Annotated in this window: 17 protein-coding genes, 1 tRNA gene and 1 pseudogene; 7 read left to right on the plus strand and 12 right to left on the minus strand. The window is 68.6% G+C overall.

What is annotated here, in order from left to right; translation table 11 throughout:
- On the plus strand, positions 1-565 hold a 565-nt coding region (locus HMPREF3086_RS06030), incomplete at its 5' end, for an adenosine deaminase family protein (RefSeq protein ID WP_371441659.1).
- A 20-nt stretch (positions 566-585) separates the two neighbouring features.
- On the opposite strand, the gene HMPREF3086_RS06035 is transcribed toward HMPREF3086_RS06030, so the two are convergent.
- The 6 genes from HMPREF3086_RS06035 to HMPREF3086_RS06065 all read right to left on the minus strand — a co-directional run bounded on the left by HMPREF3086_RS06035 (position 586) and on the right by HMPREF3086_RS06065 (position 11,113).
- Entirely contained in the window at positions 586-987 is a 402-nt protein-coding gene (locus HMPREF3086_RS06035; RefSeq protein WP_174705762.1) for a DoxX family protein, read from the minus strand.
- A 317-nt stretch (positions 988-1,304) separates the two neighbouring features.
- The gene (locus HMPREF3086_RS06045; RefSeq protein WP_070720717.1) at positions 1,305-4,517 is read right to left on the minus strand and encodes a type I restriction endonuclease subunit R; all 3,213 of its coding nucleotides are present in this window, start codon (positions 4,515-4,517) and stop codon (positions 1,305-1,307) included.
- A complete protein-coding gene (locus HMPREF3086_RS06050; RefSeq protein ID WP_070720747.1) occupies positions 4,514-6,067 on the minus strand; it encodes an ATP-binding protein in 1,554 nt (517 codons plus the stop codon). Before HMPREF3086_RS06050 ends, HMPREF3086_RS06045 begins: the two co-directional genes overlap by 4 nt.
- A 344-nt stretch (positions 6,068-6,411) precedes the next feature.
- Entirely contained in the window at positions 6,412-7,536 is a 1,125-nt protein-coding gene (locus tag HMPREF3086_RS17950; RefSeq protein ID WP_083324330.1) for a restriction endonuclease subunit S, read from the minus strand.
- On the minus strand, positions 7,533-9,140 hold the full coding sequence (locus HMPREF3086_RS06060) for a class I SAM-dependent DNA methyltransferase (RefSeq protein WP_070720720.1): 1,608 nt from the start codon (positions 9,138-9,140) through the stop codon (positions 7,533-7,535). The genes HMPREF3086_RS17950 and HMPREF3086_RS06060 overlap by 4 nt, the downstream gene beginning before the upstream one ends.
- Positions 9,140-11,113: a DNA-binding protein gene (locus HMPREF3086_RS06065; protein WP_070720723.1), complete on the minus strand. Its 1,974-nt coding sequence runs from the start codon at positions 11,111-11,113 to the stop codon at positions 9,140-9,142. The genes HMPREF3086_RS06060 and HMPREF3086_RS06065 overlap by 1 nt, the downstream gene beginning before the upstream one ends.
- Positions 11,114-11,293: 180 nt before the next feature.
- On the opposite strand from HMPREF3086_RS06065, the gene HMPREF3086_RS06070 reads away from it, so the two are divergent.
- The 3 genes from HMPREF3086_RS06070 (at position 11,294) to HMPREF3086_RS06080 (ending at position 13,880) form a co-directional block, all read left to right on the plus strand.
- A complete protein-coding gene (locus HMPREF3086_RS06070; RefSeq protein ID WP_070720724.1) occupies positions 11,294-11,905 on the plus strand; it encodes a hypothetical protein in 612 nt (203 codons plus the stop codon).
- Between the two features lie 35 nt (positions 11,906-11,940).
- The gene (locus HMPREF3086_RS06075) at positions 11,941-12,558 is read left to right on the plus strand and encodes a hypothetical protein (RefSeq protein WP_061917123.1); all 618 of its coding nucleotides are present in this window, start codon (positions 11,941-11,943) and stop codon (positions 12,556-12,558) included.
- 263 nt (positions 12,559-12,821) lie between these two features.
- Positions 12,822-13,880: an NAD(P)-dependent alcohol dehydrogenase gene (locus HMPREF3086_RS06080; protein ID WP_070720727.1), complete on the plus strand. Its 1,059-nt coding sequence runs from the start codon at positions 12,822-12,824 to the stop codon at positions 13,878-13,880.
- A gap of 9 nt (positions 13,881-13,889) precedes the next feature.
- Here the strand turns inward: HMPREF3086_RS06080 and HMPREF3086_RS06085 are convergent, their stop codons facing one another.
- Genes HMPREF3086_RS06085 through HMPREF3086_RS06095 form a run of 3 tightly spaced genes read right to left on the minus strand, consistent with a single transcriptional unit; the run spans position 13,890 to position 15,407 of the window.
- The gene (locus HMPREF3086_RS06085; RefSeq protein ID WP_061917117.1) at positions 13,890-14,117 is read right to left on the minus strand and encodes a hypothetical protein; all 228 of its coding nucleotides are present in this window, start codon (positions 14,115-14,117) and stop codon (positions 13,890-13,892) included.
- A 7-nt stretch (positions 14,118-14,124) separates the two neighbouring features.
- On the minus strand, positions 14,125-15,066 hold the full coding sequence (locus tag HMPREF3086_RS06090; RefSeq protein WP_246830919.1) for a WXG100 family type VII secretion target: 942 nt from the start codon (positions 15,064-15,066) through the stop codon (positions 14,125-14,127).
- A 32-nt stretch (positions 15,067-15,098) separates the two neighbouring features.
- Positions 15,099-15,407 (minus strand): hypothetical protein, encoded by a 309-nt coding sequence (locus HMPREF3086_RS06095; RefSeq protein ID WP_070720732.1) that lies wholly within the window; start codon positions 15,405-15,407, stop codon positions 15,099-15,101.
- 210 nt (positions 15,408-15,617) lie between these two features.
- On the opposite strand from HMPREF3086_RS06095, the gene HMPREF3086_RS06100 reads away from it, so the two are divergent.
- The 3 genes from HMPREF3086_RS06100 to HMPREF3086_RS06110 all read left to right on the plus strand — a co-directional run bounded on the left by HMPREF3086_RS06100 (position 15,618) and on the right by HMPREF3086_RS06110 (position 18,158).
- Complete coding sequence (locus tag HMPREF3086_RS06100) at positions 15,618-16,208, plus strand: HD domain-containing protein (protein ID WP_007626613.1); 591 nt, start codon at positions 15,618-15,620, stop codon at positions 16,206-16,208.
- Positions 16,209-16,212: 4 nt separating this feature from the next.
- Positions 16,213-17,076 carry a T3SS (YopN, CesT) and YbjN peptide-binding chaperone 1 gene (locus HMPREF3086_RS06105; RefSeq protein ID WP_070720736.1) on the plus strand — a complete coding sequence of 288 codons (864 nt, stop codon included), beginning with the start codon at positions 16,213-16,215 and terminating at the stop codon, positions 17,074-17,076.
- 200 nt (positions 17,077-17,276) lie between these two features.
- Positions 17,277-18,158 (plus strand): manganese catalase, encoded by an 882-nt coding sequence (locus tag HMPREF3086_RS06110; RefSeq protein WP_070720738.1) that lies wholly within the window; start codon positions 17,277-17,279, stop codon positions 18,156-18,158.
- A gap of 65 nt (positions 18,159-18,223) precedes the next feature.
- Here HMPREF3086_RS06110 and HMPREF3086_RS06115 read toward each other — a convergent pair.
- The 3 genes and pseudogenes from HMPREF3086_RS06115 to HMPREF3086_RS06125 form a co-directional block, all read right to left on the minus strand.
- Positions 18,224-18,297: transfer RNA gene (locus HMPREF3086_RS06115), tRNA-Asp, on the minus strand.
- A gap of 96 nt (positions 18,298-18,393) precedes the next feature.
- Complete coding sequence (locus HMPREF3086_RS06120; protein ID WP_070720741.1) at positions 18,394-19,068, minus strand: hypothetical protein; 675 nt, start codon at positions 19,066-19,068, stop codon at positions 18,394-18,396.
- 71 nt (positions 19,069-19,139) lie between these two features.
- Positions 19,140-19,891 (minus strand): annotated as a pseudogene (locus HMPREF3086_RS06125) (allophanate hydrolase); the annotation flags it as partial.

Here is a 19,891-nt window from a genome sequence, read left to right on the forward strand (position 1 = left end):
GCGGTTCGCCGACCGCGGCGTCGTGGCGGTGGGTCTGGTCGCCGACGAGCGTGACAGTCCCGTGGCCGCCGCGGCGGAAGCGTTCGCGATCGCCCGCGACGCCGGACTCGGGGTGGTGCCCCACGCGGGCGAACTGGGCGGGCCGGAGGAGGTCCGCTCCGCCGTCGAACTGGGGGCGGACCGCATCCAGCACGGGGTGCGCGCCGTGGAGGATCCGGGCGTGCTCGAGCTGCTCGCCGAGCGGGGGACGTGCCTCGACGTGTGCCCCACCTCCAACGTCGTGCTGGGCGTGAGTCCCTCGCTCGAGAGCCATCCCCTGCCCGCGCTCCTGGCCGCCGGCGTGCGGTGCTCGATCGGCGCCGACGACCCCCTGCTGTTCGGCGCGGACGTGGTCGACGAGTACGTGTCCGCACACGAGCGGATGGGCGTGCCCGAGGCGCAGCTCGTGGAGGTGGCGCGTACGTCGATCGAGTCGTCGTTCGCGCCGGCGGACGTCAAGCGGGACGCCCTCGCGCGCCTCGGTGCGTGGGAGGACCGGGCCGCCTGGCAGGACGGCGGCGCGTAAGGCGCGTCAGGCGCCCCAGGTCAGGCGCCTCGGCGGATGCGGTCGGCGGCGACGATCATCGGCACCTGCAGCGGCAGTCGGCCCCACGCGATCACCTGGTACTGCCAGACCGGCTTGCGGCGCCACGCGCGGACCATCTGCAGGTTGCCGGGGAACACGCCGAGGAACAGCGCGGTGGCGGCAGCACCACCCAGCCTCCGTGTGCGGGGCGCGGCCAACAGCCCGGCGACCGCGAGCTCCGCGACGCCCGACCCATAGGTCCACGCGCGGCGGCTGCCGGGCAGCTCGGGCGGGATGAGACCGTCGAACGGCCGGGGATTGACGAAGTGCAGGACCCCCATCGCCCCGAGGGCGGCGGGCATTGCCCAGTAGCGGGCGGTGCGGGGACGGGCGTTGCGGGGGCGGGCGGTCTCGGAGCTCATCAGCCGAGACTACGGGCGCGGCGGCCCCCTCACCGGATCCCCGGCAGGACGCGCTCGCCGATGAGCCGTACGGGGGCGACGACGACGAGGCCAGGCCGGTGCCCGGGCGCGAGGCATTCTGCCCGGCAGAGCGCGATAAGCCCGGGATCATCGAGCTGCGGCTGGAAGTGCGTGCCCAGTCTCGCGGTCCGCCGGGCGGCCGCGCCCCGCATCGAGGAAGACCAGCGGGTGGGGTTGCGAGAACGGCCTCGGGGTGGGCGGGTCCGCGGGAGTCGCGCGCTCCGTGGAGCCGTAGGCGTCCCGCACCCGGCCTGAGCTCACCTCCCGTCTTCCTCCTTTGACTCCTCTGCGTACCTGGGGGCCAGGGCCTCCATCTGCTGCATCACCAGCTGAATGGCCTCAGGTTGCTTGTCCGGTGGGTACCTGAACTTGCGCAGAGTCCGCTTGACCGAGGCGCGAAGCTTGGCCTTGACGTCTTCGCGGACCGTCCAGTCGGTGCGGATGTCGCGACGCATGGTGGCGACGATCGAGCGGGCGATCTCGGCCAGCACGTCGTCGCCGAGGACGTCGACCGCGGACTCGTTCAACGCGACCACGTCGTAGAACGCGAGTTCATAGCTTTCCAGCGGCGGCTCGAAGCGCTGCCCGCGGTCGGCTTCCGCGCTGACCTCCTTGGCGAGCTCCACCAGCTCGGCGATCACCTCGGCGGCCGTGAGCTGCTGGTTGGTATAGCGCACCATGAGCTCGTTGACGCGTTCGGAGAACAGCTTTCGCCGCACCTCGTTGCCGTGCGTGACCGTCGCGGCCTCCTCCAGCAACGTCGCCTTGAGCGCCTCGATCGCCAGGTGGGCCTTGGACGGCTTCTGCGCCTCCTCGACCCACTGCGGGGTCAGCGTGTCGAGCCGCGGGAGGGGCAGTCCGGCCTCGCGGTAGATGTCGACGACTCCTGTGCTCGCTGCGGAGTCGACGATCAGTTCGCCGAGAATGCGCTTGATCTCGTCCGGGACCAGTTCTCCGGCGCCGATCTTCTGCTGTGCGTCGAGCTTGAGCATCCAGACGCGGACCTCTTCGACGAACCGCACCTCGGGTCGGACCGTTTCGAGGGAGTCGTTCCCCGCCGCCAGCGCCCACGCCCGCGCGAGTTTGGATGACAGGTCGCGGAAGCGGTCGGCGAGAGGGCGCGCGTCCGGGTCGTCGTCGTCGCGGTTTCCTGGCGTGCCCGGCGACCGCAGGCGGGTGACCACGGTGAGGAGCGCATCACGCCAGCCGGTTTTGGCGTTGGCGTGCCACTGCGCCTTCCACTCGTCGCCGATGAGCTCACGCACGCCTGCGAGCAGGTCGAGCACGATCTGCGCGGCCTCCTCGGAGGTGCGGCCGACGAGCCGGTCACCGCCCTCCTGGGCCTCGCGGGTGAATTCCTCTAGCGCCTTGGACAGGTTGTCGGTGAGCGGCGCGTAGCCCACGAGCAGCCCGTCCTGCTTCCCGCGGAAGGTGCGGTTGACGCGGGCGAGGGTCTGCATGAGCAGCGCGCCCTTGAGCGGCCGGTCCACGTACAGGGTGTGCAGCGCCGGGGCGTCGAAGCCGGTGAGCATCATGTCTTTGACGATGATCAGCTCGAGCTCGTCGTCGGGGTTCTTCACCCGCTGCTTCACCGCGGCGATCGCACTCGGACGCCGGAGATGCCTGGTGACGTGCTCCTCGTCGCCCGGGTCGGCGGTGTAGACCACCTTGACCTTGCCCGTGTCGTCGGCATCGGAGTGCCAGTCGGGGCGGAGGGCGACGATCTCCTGGTACAGGTTCGCGGCGATGGATCGAGTGGCGCAGACGATCATCGCCTTGCCCGGGACACCGAGGAATGGCCGCATGGTGTCGCGGCGGGTCTCCCAGTGGGTCACCAGGTCGGCGGCCAGGGTGCGGATGCGCTCGGGGGCGCCGTAGACGGTGTCGAGCTTGGCCACCGCGCGCTGGAGGCGTTCGGCGTCCGCGGCGTCGAGGCCGCTCAGCGCCTCCTCCGCGGCGTCGTCGAGCGACTCGTCGTCCACGCCGGGCAGGCGCGCCAGGCTGATCAGCCGCGGTTCGTAGACCACGGGGACCGTGGCGCCGTCCTCCACCGCCCGGTGCAGGTCGTAGACGTCGATGTCGGCGCCGAAGACGCGGCGGGTGTCGCGCTCCCCCTCGGTGATGGGGGTGCCGGTAAAGGCGATGAGGGTCGCGTGCGGCAACGCGCTCTTGAGGTGCGCGGCGTAGCCGTCCAGGTTGTCGTAGTGACTGCGATGGGCCTCGTCGGCGATGACGACGATGTTGCGCCGGTCCGAGAGCAGCGGGTGAGTCGCTCCGGAGTCTCGTTCGGATTTGCTCAGGCCGAACTTCTGCAGGGTGGTGAAGTAGATGCCGCCCGAGCGGCGGTCCGCCAGCTGCGTCCGGAGCTCGTCGCGGGTGCGGACCTGCACCGGCTGCTCGGGGAGCAGGTCGGAGATCTGGAAGCCGTCGAACAGTTGGGAGTCGAGCTCGGTGCGGTCGGTGATGACGATGACCGTGGGGTTGGCCAGTCGCGGGTGCCGCATGATCTTGGCGGTGTAGAGCTCCATCTCCATGGACTTGCCGGAGCCCTGGGTGTGCCACACGACGCCGGCCCGGCCGTCGGAGGCCACGGCGCGGACGGTGGCACCGACGGCTTTGGTGACGGCGAAGTACTGGTGGGGCTTGGCGATGCGTTTGATCAAGCCGGACTCGGTGGCGTCGAAGGCGGTGAAGTCGCGGTGGAGTTGGCCGAATCGTTCGACGTTGAACACGCCGTCGATGAGGAGGTCGAGTTCGGTTGTGGGTTCCGCGGAGCCTTCGAGGGTGGTGAGGGGGGCGATGCGGCGGCCGTCGTCGTCGACGTTCCAGGGCGCGAAGTGGTTCCACGGGGTGAACGGCGTGCCGTAGCGGGCGGAGAGGTCGTCGGTGGCGACGACGACGACGGCGAAGCGGAACGCCATGGGGAATTCGTGGAGATAGGTGCGCAGCTGGTTGTATGCGAGTTCGGCGGTGGCGTTCTTGGCGCCCGGCTTCTTGAGTTCAAAGATCGCGAGCGGAAGTCCGTTGACGTAGGCCACCACGTCGAATCGTCGTTCGTGTTCGCGGCTGCGGACGGTCACCTGGTCCACGGCGTGGTACCGGTTGCGCGAGGCGTCGGCGGACAGGAAGCGGATGACCGGGGCGACCTCGCGGCCGTCGTCGTCGATGTAGGTCAGGCCCTTGTAGCCGTCGAGCAGGATGTGGTGTAGCCGGTGGTTCTCGGTGATGGCGTCCTGCGACTTGGGGGTGATCACCTCGGCCATGGCCTGCTGGAGGTATTCCTCGGGCACGTCCGGGTTGAGGTTGATCAGCGACTGCAGGAGGGTGCCCCGCAGGACGATGTCGTGCCACGAGTCGCGCTCCCCCGAGCCGGGCGCGAGGGATGGCCCGGGGCGGTGCTCCCATTCGCGCTCGGCGAGGGCGTCGAGGATCCCCTGCTCGGCTTGGGCTTCGGACCAGCCGTAGGTCATGATTGCTCTCCGTTTCTTGGCTGCTCCACGATTAATCGATAGTTCGTGGTCCGGTCCCCGCGCTGGCCGTCCATCACCACGTAACCCTCATCGAGCAGGGGTGCCAGGGCGTACCGGATCTGTCCGGCCGTCAGCTGCGTGCGCTCGATGATGTCGCGGAGCGTCGGGGCGTTCATCTCTGCCAATGCCGACAACACAGCGTTCTCGTTTCGAGTCTGCCGCCCGGCTCGTTTGTTCGTGACTACATCTACTGGGGTCGTGCCGACGGACGCCGATTTCCTGGCCCCAGCCGCCGCGTCGTATCCACGTTCACCCGGCGGCAACCACAGGATCGCGGTGAACTGAACTCCGGTGTTGATCAGCGTCGGACGTGGGAGCCCCGCCTGCGCAGCGCTCTCGAAGACCTCGCGTATCCCTCCACCTTCGCCTTCGATCACCCAGCCTCCGTCGGCTGTCTTCAACTTCTTCGCTGCTGCGTACAACCGTTGGTTGACGGCGGCTTGCGCATGTTCGGAGCTTTCGATCTGCTTCAGCGAGATCCCTCGCAGCCCGCCGGGGCTCTGGATCACGAGGTTGCGGCTGGTGAGGCGGATTTGGATCCCTTTTCCGGTACCCATCGTGTTGGGCCCGAGGTCGCGGTGCACGAGCGCGTTCGCGAGCAACTCCCTCACCGCTCGAAGTGGCAGTTCGTGCTCTTCCACCATGTGCCCGTCGTCGCGGTAGCGCCGCACCGTCGGTACGTTCGCCTCGACCCAGGCCATCACCTCATCGAGTAGTACGGGAACGGGACCGCTGAAGTCCCGCAGGTTGCGATTCCTCACGCCGGAGTCGGTAGAGGGCACTATCACCGCGGCTGTCACAGTCAGTGATGGCTCGGCTCCTTGTGGGAAGTCGCCGAGCATGTAGAGACCTGTCAGGGTCACTTCACCCCGGGGGGTAAAGATGCTGGTCAGTCGGAGAATGTCCTGGTCAGACTTGTCGGTCAGTCGATCTGTGGAGGATCGGCAGGCGGCGACGTACTGGTCCACGAGTTCCGGCACCAGCGCGTCTGCCCCCGTGTCCGGAATGACACGCCTGTCGTAGTCGATCCGCTCGTCGGTGTGGAGCTTCTCGACCTCGATCATCCGGAGTTCATGCTCTTGGATCTCGTAGTCACCATCTGATTGACGGAGATACGCGACCCCCTGGCACGTGGCCGGCTTGTCGTGAATGCTGAGTGGCCGCACGTCAACGACGATCACCGACTTTCCTTCAATCATCAGATGCTCGGTCGCGATGTGGGGTGAGGGACGAACGGCCTTGCGGGCTTGGTTGACGAGGCCCGCTTCCAGCTGGGCAGGTTTCTCGACGCCGGTGATCGTAAACCCGGATCGCTCATCGACACCCAGAATGAGAGTCCCGCCCTCCGGCATGTTCGCGAAGGCGCACAGAGTCTCCGGCGTAGAGGCGGGAAGACCGATAGCTGCCCGCTTGACCTCGATTGATGCGGAGTCTCCGCGACGCGACTTCAGCGAGTCGATCACGCTCCGCAGCCGCTGTTCCGTCCACATGACGCCCACTTTGGTTGTACCGACTATCGCCTCATTGAAACTGAGTTGCACTCTAGTTGCAATGAGGGTTGCACTCTCTGCATCGCCTGCCTGGGCCCGGGGGACCAGGTCACAGACGATGCGCCCGAGGTCAACGAGACCACGGATGTACTCGGAACGTCCGTACGTCTCTCGCTGAACGCCTTCGCCCCGGCAGCAGACATCGACGGCATCTGCTGACGGAGCCGACAATCAGAGCCAGCGAGGCGCGACCTGGGGATTGTTAGATAAGGCACCCCCCTAATCTGACACTGATCCCCGATTCCCGCGGATCGTGACAGATTACGGCGGCGCCCCGCTGCCACTCAGAGCACCGCCTCGGCGGCCTGCTCGGCATCCTTGACGGCGATCCGGCCGTCCATGAGCAGGGGTAGCAATGCGTCGCGTGTGCGGGCGAGCGCTGATGTCTCCACCTGGAGCGCTGAGTGCTTCGAAGTAAGTGCCCCACTCAATCGGTCGAACTCTTCTAGATGCGCCCCGTCCGGAAGCGGCACCTGCAGTGCGTACGCACGCTCCCGATTGAGCCCGGGCACTGCAGAGTCTGTATTCATCGCCACAAAATCAATGTCCTGCAAGAGGCGGTAGGCATATCCCAGTGAGACTCCGTTGGGAGCCACCCAATACGTCGTGTCAATCGGGAAGCATCCCTCGCTGATCCAATACGTGGAACCCACAGACCCCTTTCGGCCGACAATGACAGCCGGTCCGTCTACAAGTGATTCATCGTGATAACCCACGACACCGCCACTTCCCACTACTGGAAACGGGCCTTCAACTCGCTTAGACGACGGCAGGCTTTTGCCGTAGTTGAGGGCAATCAGACTGCCGAGTTCAACGCGCTCCGCAGTGGATCGGCTGGCCTTACGGAAGCTGGCGTCAAGGAGGTCGTCAATCGACCGTTGCACTCGCCTGTTCGCGGCGATCTTGTCGTCCAGCGCGCCGAGGATCTCGCCAATCGCCCGCTGCTCCCCGAGCGACGGCAGCTCGAATTCATAGGAAAGAAAATCGTTCCGAGCAAGGTCGAGATTCGTCGTGCCAGTTCCAAGTGACTTGCAGTGTCGCCGGCACTGCGGACTTCTGAGCGTCCAGTACAGGTACTCCGAACTGATCGGAGAGTCGTCGAGAATGTCGACGGCAATGGTGTCTTGAGTTAGGCGGGCCCGCTCGATCTCCTCTGGTACCCGTGCCGCAGCACCCAGCAGCGCCGCTTCCTGCGTCATGTCCTTCAGCGACACGTAGACGTCTCCGGCCGAGACTGCGATACGGTCGGCAAACTCCTCTGGGTAGAACCGGAGCTTGCCACCCTTGAACCCACCCTCGCGTGCGATGGTTCCCAGCCCGAGAAGCGGATAACCAGACTCGCCGACTAGGGAGCCCCGGTACGAGTTTCCCCTTCTTAGGGAGACCAACTCTCCGAGCGTTACCCTCACCCAAGCCTCCCCAGCTGCTCCCGGACCACGGCATCCAGCAGGGCCGACTCATCCAGCGCGATGGTGAGCTCGTCGGTGAGCCGCGCGATCTTCTCGTCGATCGGCTCAAGATCCTCCTCCGCCTCGGGCACGCCCACGTAGCGGCCCGGGGTCAGTGCATAGCCGGCGGCCTTGATCTCCTCGAGCGTGGCCGACTTACAGAAGCCAGCCACGTCCTCGTACTCACCCACCGCGGAGGGGCGGCCTCGCCAGGAACGGAACGTCTCGGCGATGCGCTGCAGGTCTTCCTCACTCAGCGTGCGCTCCACGCGGTCGATCATGTGGCCCAGCTCGCGGGCGTCGATGAACAGCACCTGCCCCCGGCGATCCACCGAACCACCCTTGCCGGCGGCCTTGTTCTTGGCGAAGAACCACACGCACACCGGGATGCCCGTCGCCCGGAACAACTGCCCCGGCAGGGCCACGATGCACTGCACCACGTCACCCTCGACCATCGCCTTGCGGATGTCGCCCTCGCCACTGGTCGTAGTGGTCATGGTCCCATTGGCCATCACCACGCCGGCCTCGCCGTTCGGCGCCAGCTTGGACAGGATGTGCTGCATCCACGCGTAGTTGGCATTGCGCTTGGGCGGCACCCCGTAGACCCAGCGCGGGTCGTCCTCGCGACGTGCCCAGTCCTTGATGTTGAAGGGCGGGTTGGCCATCACATAGTCGGCCTGCATATCCGGGTGGATGTCCCGGGCAAAGGTGTCACCCCAGCGCGAGCCGAGACCCTGCGAATCGATCCCGTGGATCGCCAGGTTCATCTTGGCCATCCGCCACGTGCGCTCGTTGAGCTCCTGCCCGTACACGGCGACGTTGGTCGGATCCTCCTTGTGCCCCTCGAGGAACTTCTCCGTCTGCACGAACATGCCGCCCGACCCACAACACGGGTCGTACACACGCCCCGAATGCGGTTCGAGGATCTCCACCAGCGTCCGCACCACCACGGGCGGGGTGTAGAACTCGCCGCCGCGCTTACCCTCCGCCTTGGCGAACTTGTCCAGGAAGTACTCATAGACCTCCCCGAGCAGATCCCGCGCCTTGGAGGCGCCGCCGCCGGTGAAACGCGCCGCGTTGAACAGGTCCACCAGCTCACCCAGTCGGCGCTGCTCGACATTGTCCCGCCCGAACAACACCGGCAGCGTGCCCACCAGCGACTCGTTGGCCTGCATCAACGCGCGCATCGCGGCATCGATCAGCTCACCGATCGACTGCGCGTCGTTGGTCGACGACGCCGGGATGCCCTTGGCGTGCCGCGAGAGGTACTCCCAGCGCGCCTCGGCGGGAACCCAGAACACGCCGGAACCCAGGTACTCGTCGGCATCCTCGAGCGTTTCGGCGAGGTAGGCCTCGTCCTCCCCGGCCAGCTCCTGGCGGATCGCGTCGCGGCGCTCTTCGAAGGCGTCCGAGACGTACTTGAGGAACACCAACCCCAGCACGACGTCCTTGTACTGCGACGCATCCATGGACCCGCGGAGCTTGTCCGCCGCCTTCCACAGCGTGTCCTTGAGTTCCTTAGGTGTCGATGCCTCCATGGGCATCGGAACCAACACTCTCGCCATCAGGCGTTCTCCTCGTAGTTCTGATCTGAATAGTCGTGGTCTATACGCAGCGTGCCCGCCGCGAGTCCGTCGGAAAGTTCTGTGGTGAGCGCGTCGAGCGCACTCAATTCGGCCAAGAGCCGTGCCCGATGCTCGGCGGCCCGTGCCGCTACCGTGCGCCAAGGGTTACAGGCGTCGACGACGACGGTGCGCAGCCGCCACGAACGGCAATCCGATCCCCGCGCAGCCGAAATATCCCGAACAGCGAGCTCGGGAAGAATACGTCGCGATCCCTCCGCCGGTTCCATGCACCGCAGGACCCGGGCCGGCGCCTGAACGGCATTGCCGCCGACTGTGTCAATGATCGCGGCCGGCCCCCTCGTCGTCGTAAACACCACGTCGCCCGGCTCCGTGAGCCGGAAACGAGGCGCCCGTCGGACCAACTCCACCAGGTCGACCGACCGTGACCCGATCGCGCACCGGCCGCGCACCTCGTCCGGGCCGATCACCCCGATGCCGCCCGGACCCGCCGTGAAGACCTCCGCGGGGATGCGCACGCCCGTGATCACCCGGGCCGGCCGGTGCTCGCCCGTGGTCGCCGCTCTCCACGGCAGGGAGTGGTCAGCCGCAGATCCGGCCGCCACCACCTCGACCCCGTCGAGCACCCCGGACGCCGACGCGTCGCGCTTCTCCCACAGGCGGGCCAGCGCATCACCGCCGTCCTCCGCGACGTCGGTGGTGACCGGCAGCGCGAGCGCGGATTTGCTCACCACCGCCTCGGTGAGCCGGTGCTCGCTGCGCAGGAACGCGTGACTCCGCCGTGCGGCGCCTCCGCGGAGAGCCGCGACAGCGTCAGAGGCGAGTGCACGGTTCTCCCGCGCATCCAGCGCGTGGGCCGAGTGCTCCCCGAACGTCGTGAAACTCCGCGCACCGGCGGTGTCGCCGGACTCTCCCAGCACCCACATCGCCATCCGACGACGACCGCCGAACCGGCACAATCCCCGCGGCAGGCGAGCGACATAGCGCAGGGGCGCAACATAGTCGCCGCCTGTCCCCCTCAGGATCCGCCGCCGATGGTCCGTCCCCGGCAACTCGTCGACCAGCAGCGGGGCGGGAGCGAACACCACCGCGGCGCTGCCCGGCCCCAGGTCCAGCACCACGTTGTCGACCGAGTCGAAGAAGCCCTCAGTCCCGTCCCGGGGAATCGCCGCCCACTGCCCGACGAGAAGCGTGGCTGAACCGGCCGTCGCTGGTTCCAGGCGGGCGCCGAGTGCGGCGAGGTACCGCCAGAGCAGTCGGTCCACCGGCCCAGTCGGGCCATCCGGCGAAACGACTCGCGACCGATCCGACTCCGACGCCTTTTCCACCACGCTCGCAAGCAGACGCAGTCCGCCCGGACCCCACGGCACGAGTGCCCTGTCGGAATCGCCGGCCAGCGCCGCGACCACCTCGCACGCCAGTGCATCGCCCGTGCTGGTGAGCGATTCCGAGGCGAGCGGCGCGTCCTTGGCCTCCTGACGTTGCGCCAACCGTTTGAGCACCCGTGTCGCGGTAGTTCCGGCTTCGGCGAGGCGGTCGACGCACGCGACCAGGCCGCTGTCACGCAGTGCCCTATCCGCCTGCGTCACGGACAGAACCGACTCGACTGCGTGCCCCACCGGAAGCGTCGCGAGGTCGTCGCGGCTCTGGTCAGCCAGCGGGGCGCCGGACAGCGCGTGGAGCAGGAGAAGCGCCGAGGCGTCGTCAAGTTGCGAGGCCGCCTCGTCCATCAGCGACGAGAACAACGCCGCATCCTCATGCGCCTCCGGGTTGTTCCCCCGGCCGGTGACACGCAGCCAGCGGCCGACCTCGTCTGCGGAGAACACCAGCTGCGCCGGGTGCACGGGCGCGGGGAACGGACTATCAGATCCGGTCGACCGGGAGCGCCACACCGACACGACCGGGCGTTTCACTCCGGCGAGGTCGGCGATCTGCTGCATGGTCAGCGTCTCCACGTGGTCACCTCCGTTCGGTCGGCCAGGTCTGCGATGCGGACGACGCTACCCCCGAATTCGACCGCCTCATACCCTTTCGCCGATAAGCCTCCTTATCACTTTGAGCGTTACCGCTTTGGCGGAATCTCGAGGAATGGTCTCCCCGGAAGCCAACCGCACTCGATCCCCCGGAGGTCACTCGTGAACGACGCCTTCACGGTCGACCACCTCACGGAGTGGAGCCTCCTCGAATGGTGGCTTCACTACCTCGGCGCGATTGCCGTGCCCGCTTTGGCCATCGTCCTCGTGGTGGCCGCCTATCGAGCGTGTCGCGCGATCGACCGCCTGAGTCTGCCGAACCCGGTCGAGGCAGCAGTCGGTGTGGGCCTGGTCGCCGGCGCCTTCGCGGTCGTGTTCCTCGGGCTGAACTGGCACATCGACTTGCTGTACGGATCGCTACGTCATATCCCAAGTGCGACCGGGGCTGTCGTGGCCGGCCTCGGCACCGCGCTCTTGTTGGCCGCAGCTTCCGTGGTCCTGGCACTCAAGCTGGGCACTACCCGGCGGCGCCGGCTCGCCGTGATCGCCCTCGCCGCTGCAATACCCGCAGTCTTCACTCTCGTCCATGACGGCCTCTACCGGGATGCGACCGCGTCCACGCGTGATACGGCGAGTGTCGGTATGCAGTCACCCACGCGAAGCGCCGCAGGGGCCCAGCCGAATCAACCCAGCGACGCCCCAACGGACGTTCTGCCGCGCTCCCCTCCGGCAGACCAGCACGCACTCCCACCCGAAGGCCTCAGGGCCGCATAACCATTCGAATACTTACTTCATCAAGGAGACTTCCCATGCCCACAACTTCCCTCCGTACCTACGGCACCGCCGCCGTGACCGCCGCGCTCCTGGGCGCAGGCTCATTCCTCGCGCCGGCCATCGCCCAGGCGCAGTTGGTCGACCCCGTCGACCCCACGGACATCATCAAGATCGACTCGCCTGACCTCACCGTGAACGTCAACGGCACCACGGCGAACTTCACCGTCACCGCCCCCGAGAACATGGCCTGCGTCGGGCCTCTGGTGGTCGAGGGTGCGATCAGCGAGAAGGACATCGACCCCGAGACCTGGAACGAGACCTTCTTCGAGGACCTGTTCAGCAATCCGGTCTGGCCCACGAAGGAATCCGACCTGCGCGTCGTGGTCAACGAGTCCAGCGACCTACTGGACGAGGAGGGGGCCTACGCGAGTCCCCACAACGTCAGCGTGCCGGGCCTTGACGACGGGGACTACGTCGCCACGTCGATCTGCGTCACCGAAGACAGCATCGCGCCCCTCGCTGCGACCGATGAGATCTCGACTCTCGCGGACGTCCAGTACCCGGTCGAGATTCACTTCCGGAACTTCTCGGTGACCACTACCGGGAGCGTCAATCTGGGCAGCGTCGACGTGTTCGGCAGCCTCGGGAGCTGACCACCTGGACCGGGGGCGTCCGGCTCGTCGCTCAGCTGACGTAGCCGGACACCCCGGCCCGCTGTGAATCGACTCATTGCCCTTCTGACATGGCGGTACGAACCCTTCGGGAGTCGTACGCGGCCTGGCCGGGAGGGCATTGTCGTGTACCCGCTCCGCTGCGGCCGCAGATGCCGTGGCGGCGGCGCACGCCGAACATTCTCTCACGCCGAACATTCTCTACTGTGGCGTGCACACCTGACCCGACCCGAGGGAGACCACACATGGACGTCGCCGCCGTCGCCGCCACCGCACCGGACGCACCCCTGGAGAAGACCACGATCCGACGTCGGGACACCGGCCCGGACGACGTGCTCATCGAGATCGAGTTCGCCGGCATCTGCCACTCGGACATCCACCACGCGCGCGGCGAGTGGGGCCGCACCGTCTACCCGGTGACGACAGGCCACGAGATCGTCGGCATCGTCCGCGAGGTCGGATCCGAGGTGACCCGCCACAAGGTCGGCGACCGCGTGGGCGTCGGCTGCCTGGTGGGGGCCTGCCATGAGTGCGCCTCGTGCGAGGCCGGCCAGGAGCAGGAGTGCGAGGTCGGAGCCACCGCGACCTACGGCTCGCCGCTGCCCGAGGGCGATCCGGAGGGCCCGGTCACCAACGGCGGCTACTCCACGCACATCGTGGTGGAGGAGCGCATGGTCGTCTCCGTCCCCGAGGGCCTCGACCCGGCCGCCGCCGCGCCGCTGCTGTGCGCCGGGATCACCATGTACTCACCCCTGCGGCAGTGGAACGTCGGCCCCGGCACGACGGTCGCGGTGATCGGCATGGGCGGGCTCGGGCACGTGGGCGTGCAGCTCGCCGTGGCCATGGGCGCCGAGGTCACCGTGTTGTCCCAGAGCACCTCCAAGCGCGACGACTCGCTGAAGTTCGGCGCCGTGGAGCACTACGCGACCGCCGGAGACGAGGGCAGGGAGAACCTGCGGGCGCTCCGAGGCAGCTTCGACGTCATCCTCAACACCGTCTCCGCCAACCTGCCCCTGGACCGCTATCTCGCCCTGCTCAAGCCTCGCGGCGCCATGGTGGAGATCGGTATCCCGAGTGAGCCGATGTCCCTGCGGGCGGGGTCGGTGACCGGCGGCCGCAAGATCCTCACCGGCTCGATGATCGGCGGTATCCCCGAGACGCAGGAGATGCTGGACTTCTGCGCCGAGCGCGGGATCACCGCCCAGATTGAACTCATCTCGGCCGATCAGATCAACGAGGCGTGGGACCGCGTCGTCAGCTCGGACGTCCGGTACCGGTTCGTGATCGACGCCAAGACGTTCTAGGCGAGACCGTCAGGTTTCACCGGTGAACCACATCCAGATAAATGTCGCCACGAATCCCACCGTCGAGAGGATGAGGACGGTCCGGCTGTAGTGATCCTCCCAGGCCATCTGGATGAACCGCCGCTTGAACTCTTCCCACCTGCCGTCCCAGAAACCGGGTTCCGGTTCCAGGGCGGGGTGTTCGTAGGGGTGCGGGTCGCGTTCCGACGGGTCGTCCCGTCTCTGCCCATACCTCATGGTCGTGTCACCTCTCTGCCGTGTGGGCCCGGTACCGGTGGTGAGCCATATCGCCCGCCTGCTGTCCCAGGTACGTCCCGACGGCCGCACCGATGCCGGCGCCGATGAACGTGCCGAGGGGACCGAACATCGTTCCTGCGACGGCGCCGGCTGCGGCGCCTCCGAGCGCGCCGCCACCCAGAGCCCCGAGGGTCTCCGCGACGGCCTCGCCGGTCGACGTCCTCCCCTCGGCGTGGGCCTTCACGCCGTCGTACACCGTAAGCCCGCCACCGACCGGACCGGCGACCCCACCGAGTCCCCGCAGTCCCGTCGCCGCAGCTCTGCCGAAGTCATCCGGGGCCGGGTTGAGCATGTGTCTCCCCCGGGTCCGTGGATCGAGTTCATCGGCGACGTCCGGGTAGCCCCGTGACGCGGCCCCCGTCATCGCGTCCACACCGCGACCCGGCCACGGGTCGTCCGGGCCCGGGATCGGCGACCGGTCGACCTCGGGTGGGATCGCGGCGTGCAGCCGGGCGGCGATCCCGTCTATCTGGCGCCCGTAGTACTCATCGAGGGAGCGCACGGTGTCGACCGCGGAGCTGATCGCCTCCGCATCCTCATCGACCGTCGAGTGACCGATGTCGTCGCGACCCGGCAACGGACGCACCGACGACTCGCCCACCTGGAGTCCGGCTGCCTCGGCATCGGCGACCCGATCTCGAACCGCCTGAACTGCCGGCCCCAGAGCAGCGTGCGAGCTCCGGAGAGCATCAGCCAGATCCTCGAGTCCGTCAGCCAGCGTGCTGACGTGCGACTTCTCACGTTCCACGGTGTCGAGGACGGCGTCAGCGGCCGCCCCGTCCCAGCCATCATCCAGCTCCATCGCACCGTCGACCAGGTCCCTCCGGATGCCCTGCGCCACCGAGTGCTGCCGGCCGACCTCGCCGCCGGCGCCCGCCACTGCGGACACGTCCCAACGACGAATGTCCGCGACTGTCCAGCTCACCGCCGGGCCACCGCTGCGAGGAAAGCCGCGAAGTCCTCATCCTCGGCCTCGAGGAACCGGTGCGCCTCGGCCGCGAAGTCGGCCAGGCCCCCGAGCCGACCCGCGATTCTCTCGGCGCACACCGCTGCCGCACCGCACGCCCGGTCCACCGCCTGCTCGATCGCCGACCCGCCCGGAAGACCGCCGCCCAGCCGCGCCGCGACCTCGGGAAACGTCACCTCCGTGGCCGCCTCCCCGCAGTCGCGGAACACCGAGACCGCGCTCGCGATCTTCCCGGCATCCGCCCTGATCGTCCCGTCGGGCACGAGCCCTCCTCGTCGTCGTTCCGGTCTACTACCGGGACGCCCCCGTGGCGTCCTCACCACGTACGACGCGCGCCCCACGCCGATCGGTTCCCCCGTGTCGTACCCGTGGTGTGTACTCGGGAGTGTGGAAGGGACACCGGTCACCGCCGGTTCCACCCACGACCCGGCGGCGTCGCCCGGCGTCGGGACCTCTCCCTCGAGGAGTGCACCATGTCGCTCACCTGGACCCCCACCCTTGACCGCGCGCTCGCGGTCGCCGCCCGCTGCCACGCCGGCCAGACCCGCAAGGACGACCCGACGCCCTACATCGCCCACCCGGTCGCGGTGGCGCTGATCGTCTCCGACTTCACCGACGACGAGGACGTGGCGGTCGCGGCGCTCCTGCACGACGTCCTGGAGGACGTGCCGCCATCGGTGTACTCGGCCGACGACATGACCGCCGAGTTCGGCGAGCGGGTCACGGAACTCGTCCGCGGGGTGTCGGAGGAGAAGACCGCCGGTGTCCAGACCCCGCCGTGGCGGGTGCGCAAGGAGGGCTACCTCGCGCGACTGGCCGAGGACTCCCACGAATGCCTGCTCATCTCGGCCGCCGACAAGATCCACAACCTCCGGTCGATGGTCTCCGCGCACGGCCGCCTGGGCGACGGCATGTGGGGCGTGTTCAACGCCGGCCCGCAGGAGAAGCTGTGGTTCTACGGCGCGATCGCCGATACTGTGGCCGAGCGACTCGGCGACTGCGCGGCCACGCGAGAGCTGCGGCGGGCCGTAGACGACGTGGCCGCCCTCGTGCCGGTGGGGTGACGTCATGCAGGACCACCGCCTCGGACCGGGTAGCGCCTCCCTGCGCCCGGCGGGCGACCCGTGGCACGACTTCGAGCACACCCTCACCGGGCATCTCCGCAGGCCCGGGGCGGTGGGCGCGATGGAGTTCCGCGCACCGTCACAACCGTCCGTCGGACAGGGGCGGTGCACCGTCCAACTGGCGGCGGGCGGGGCGGTCGCCTGGGTGACCGCCCGCCCCGCCGGGCACGACCTCGTCGAGGAGATGATCGCGCACACCGCCCCCACCGCGCCGGCGCCTATCGCCCGGGCGGTGGTCGACGCCTGCCGCGACCGGCTGGGAGTCCCACACCCCCAGTTGCTCACCCTCCGGAGCGAGGGGACGGTCGGCCGCTATACCGGCGCGCTCAGGCTCATCCGGTCCGATTCCGTACCCGTCGGACGCGACCCCGCCGACTACCCCAACCCGATCGACGTGGCCGTCGAGGTCGAGGACCACGTGGACGCCCGCGAGCGGTACGCGGCGATCATCGAACAGGTGACCGGCCGGCCGTGCGTGGTGGACGAGCTCGGCCATCTGGTCTTCGACCACGTCGGCCACCGGATGCACGTCTCGTTCACGGAGGACGAGCCGTTCGCCCGCATCTGGGCGTGGGTCGTCCGAGGTGTGCGTTCCCGCGCCGAGGCCGCTCTGGAGATCGCGCGCCTCAACCTGGACGACGACCTCACCTCGTGGGTCCTCGACGGTCGCCACGTCATGCAGCGCACCACCGTGCCCGTCGCCCCGTTCCTGCCCCGCCACGCCCAGTACGCACTCGAGCACTTCCTGCTCACCTACGCCGCCACGCGCGGCCAGGTCGCAGCGCGGTTGGGCCCGCGTACGCGGTAGTTAACGCAAGTTTCTTCGGCCGCCTCTCGCGGCCCATCGACCCGACATGGCCAGCAACCCCAGATTCTGGACGCTTACCCATGACAGTGGCACGGTCCCGGGAGCGGTTGTACCCCGCGTAGGCCGCCCGAGCCTCGACATACGCCCGAGTGGCAATCCGCCGAGGCCGCCCGGACACCGCGCACGACCGAAGGAGACGCATGTTCATCCACAAGCAGAAGCTCCAGTTCCAGTCGAAGCCCGAGAAGCCCGACGCCGTGTACGCCCGCAAGCTGCAGGAGGTGATCGGCGGCCAGTACGGCGAGATCACCGTCGCCATGCAGTACAGCTTTCAGGCGTGGAACGCCCACATCCCGGGCAAGTACCGTGACCTGCTGTTCAGCACCGCGGCCGAGGAGTTCGGCCACGTCGAGATGCTCGCGACGATGGTCGCCCAGCTACTCGAGGACGCCCCGCTCGGCATCACCGAGGCCGCCGTCCAGAACGACCCGGCCGTCGCCGCGGTCATCGGCGGCACCGACGTCCAGCACGGCATCGTCGCCGGTGCCGGCGCGCGTCCCGTCGACTCCATGGGCAACCCGTGGTCCGGCGCCTTCGTCACCGCCAGCGGGAATCTCCTCGCCGACATGTGGTCCAACGTCAACGCCGAGTCCCAGGGCCGCGTCCAGGTCGCACGGATCTACCACATGACGGACGACCCGGGCATCCGTGAGCTGCTGTCGTTCCTGCTCGCCCGCGACACCATGCACCAGAACCAGTGGCTCGCCGCGGTCAACGAGCTCCAGGCCGAGGGCCTGGAGGAACTGCCCGTGCCGTCGAATTTCCCCAAGTCGAAGGAGGCCGCGGAGCACGCGTACACGATGTACAACTTCTCCGACGGCGCCGCCGCGGCCGAGGGCTCGTGGGCCTCGGGCCCGACGCCGGACGGTCACGGCGAATTCTCGTACTCGCCCGAGCCGCTCGAGGGCCCGCCGATGCCGCCGCCTACCCACCCGGACGCCCGGTTCTACGGCACCACCGAGCTGCCGAACACGGTCGAGAAGGCCGCCGGCACCGTTCAGGACAAACTGAACAAGGAGTAGTCGGCGCGCCGTCCAGACGAGAGCGGGCGCATCCGGTGTATACCGGATGCGCCCGCTTTCTCCTGCGACCCTGACGGGACTCGAACCCGCGACCTCCGCCGTGACAGGGCGGCGCGCTAACCAACTGCGCCACAGGGCCGTGCTTTTCGCACGAGAGGGAACATTAGCGGAAAGCTCGGCCCGAGCGTAAAACGGGGCCCCGCGCAGGTGGCGCGGCGCTCAGGGGACGGGCGCCTCACCCGGTCCAGAGGACGAGCATCGGTTGGCTCGAGATGAGCTCTCCGCCCTGGTAGATGCTCATCCCGGACGCGTCGATCGAGTAGAGTACGTCGTTGTTCGTGACCACCGCCCCGGTCCTGGTGACGGTGGGGTCGTCGATCTCCACACCCGCTCCGCCCGACGAGCCGCGGTAGTAGTACCGGCCGTTGTCGGGGTTGACGCAGATGGAGAACGACGCCTGCGTCGTGCGTCCGATCATGGCGGCCGGGTCGCCGGCGTTGCAGCGGGCCTGGCTGTCGGAGAGCCATCCGGACGAGTCGGCCCCGGCGGGCTGACCACCGCCGCGTGGGAGCCGGGGTGCCGGCGCCTCGCGGGTGACGGTGACGGTCTCGCGTGGCGGCGGGGTGGTGTAGGCGGTCTCGGTCACCGGAGGCGGTGGCGTCGAGGTCGACGGCGAGGACGACGACGACGAGGACTGCGCTGCCGCGACGCCCGGCCCGTCACCGGCGATTCCGCCCGGGCGGAGGGCGAGGTAGGCGATCACTCCGAGGAGGCCGACCGCGAGGACCGTCAGTACGGCGACGAGGGCGATCACCGCGCCGGGGGTCCCCCGCCGCGGCGTGGGCTCGTAGTCGGAGGTGTGCCACTTCCCGTCGGGCCCCCACCGCCCGTCACCGGAGTTGTACGTCATCACCGACTCCCCTCATAGACAGACCGTAGCGGTGCGTGCCGGCTGTCGGACGATCTCCGCGGTACCCGCGGTCACCCGATCGGCCACTCCCCGATCGCGGTGAGGTCCTCCGCGGCCGCGGTCACCGCGGTGGGCTCGCAGGCGAAGCCGACGGCCTCCGAGCCGTCCGCGAGGGTCACCCGGCCGAGCTGCATGGGTCTGGGCAGCTCGTCGAGGAACGCGCCGAGCGCCGCCGGGGACATCGTCCACCTCTCGCCGAGCAGTTCCGCGCCCTCGGCGTGCCGCAGGACGCCGGGCTTGGGCGGGTCCGTGTCAAGCCGGTACATCCGGTAGTCGGCGCTGGACCGCACGACGCCACGCCAGACCGCGCCGCGTCCGGTGAGTTGGTGGTCGAGCGGGCCGCCCCGGCGGTGGGCACCGAACACCACCAGGTCCACGGTCGGCGCGCCCGCGCCCAGGGGCCACGGTTCGAGCGGCTCGGTGGCGGCCTCGCGCTCCCCGGCGAACTCTGCCGCGAGGGCCGCCGCGATGTCGGCCACCACGCCGTCGTGGAACGGCCTGCCCACCACGGTGACGCCGAACGTCGCCGTACCGCGGTCCGCCTCGTCCACCTCTCCCGCCGGGACGGCCACCGCGCAGAGGTCGAAGAGGTTGCAGAAGTTCGTGTAGGTCCCCATCCGGCTGTTGAGGGCGACCGGGTCGGCCTGCACCTGCGCGATCGTCGGATGGAACGGCGCCGTCGGCACCAGCAGCGCCGCCGCGCCCAGGCGGTCGAGCTCGGCCAGGGCCCGGCGGCGCAGCGCCTCGACGGTCCGCCGGTCCC

It is taken from the genome of Dietzia sp. HMSC21D01, assembly GCF_001815995.1.
In the GTDB taxonomy this organism is placed as follows: Bacteria; Actinomycetota; Actinomycetes; order Mycobacteriales; family Mycobacteriaceae; genus Dietzia; species Dietzia cinnamea.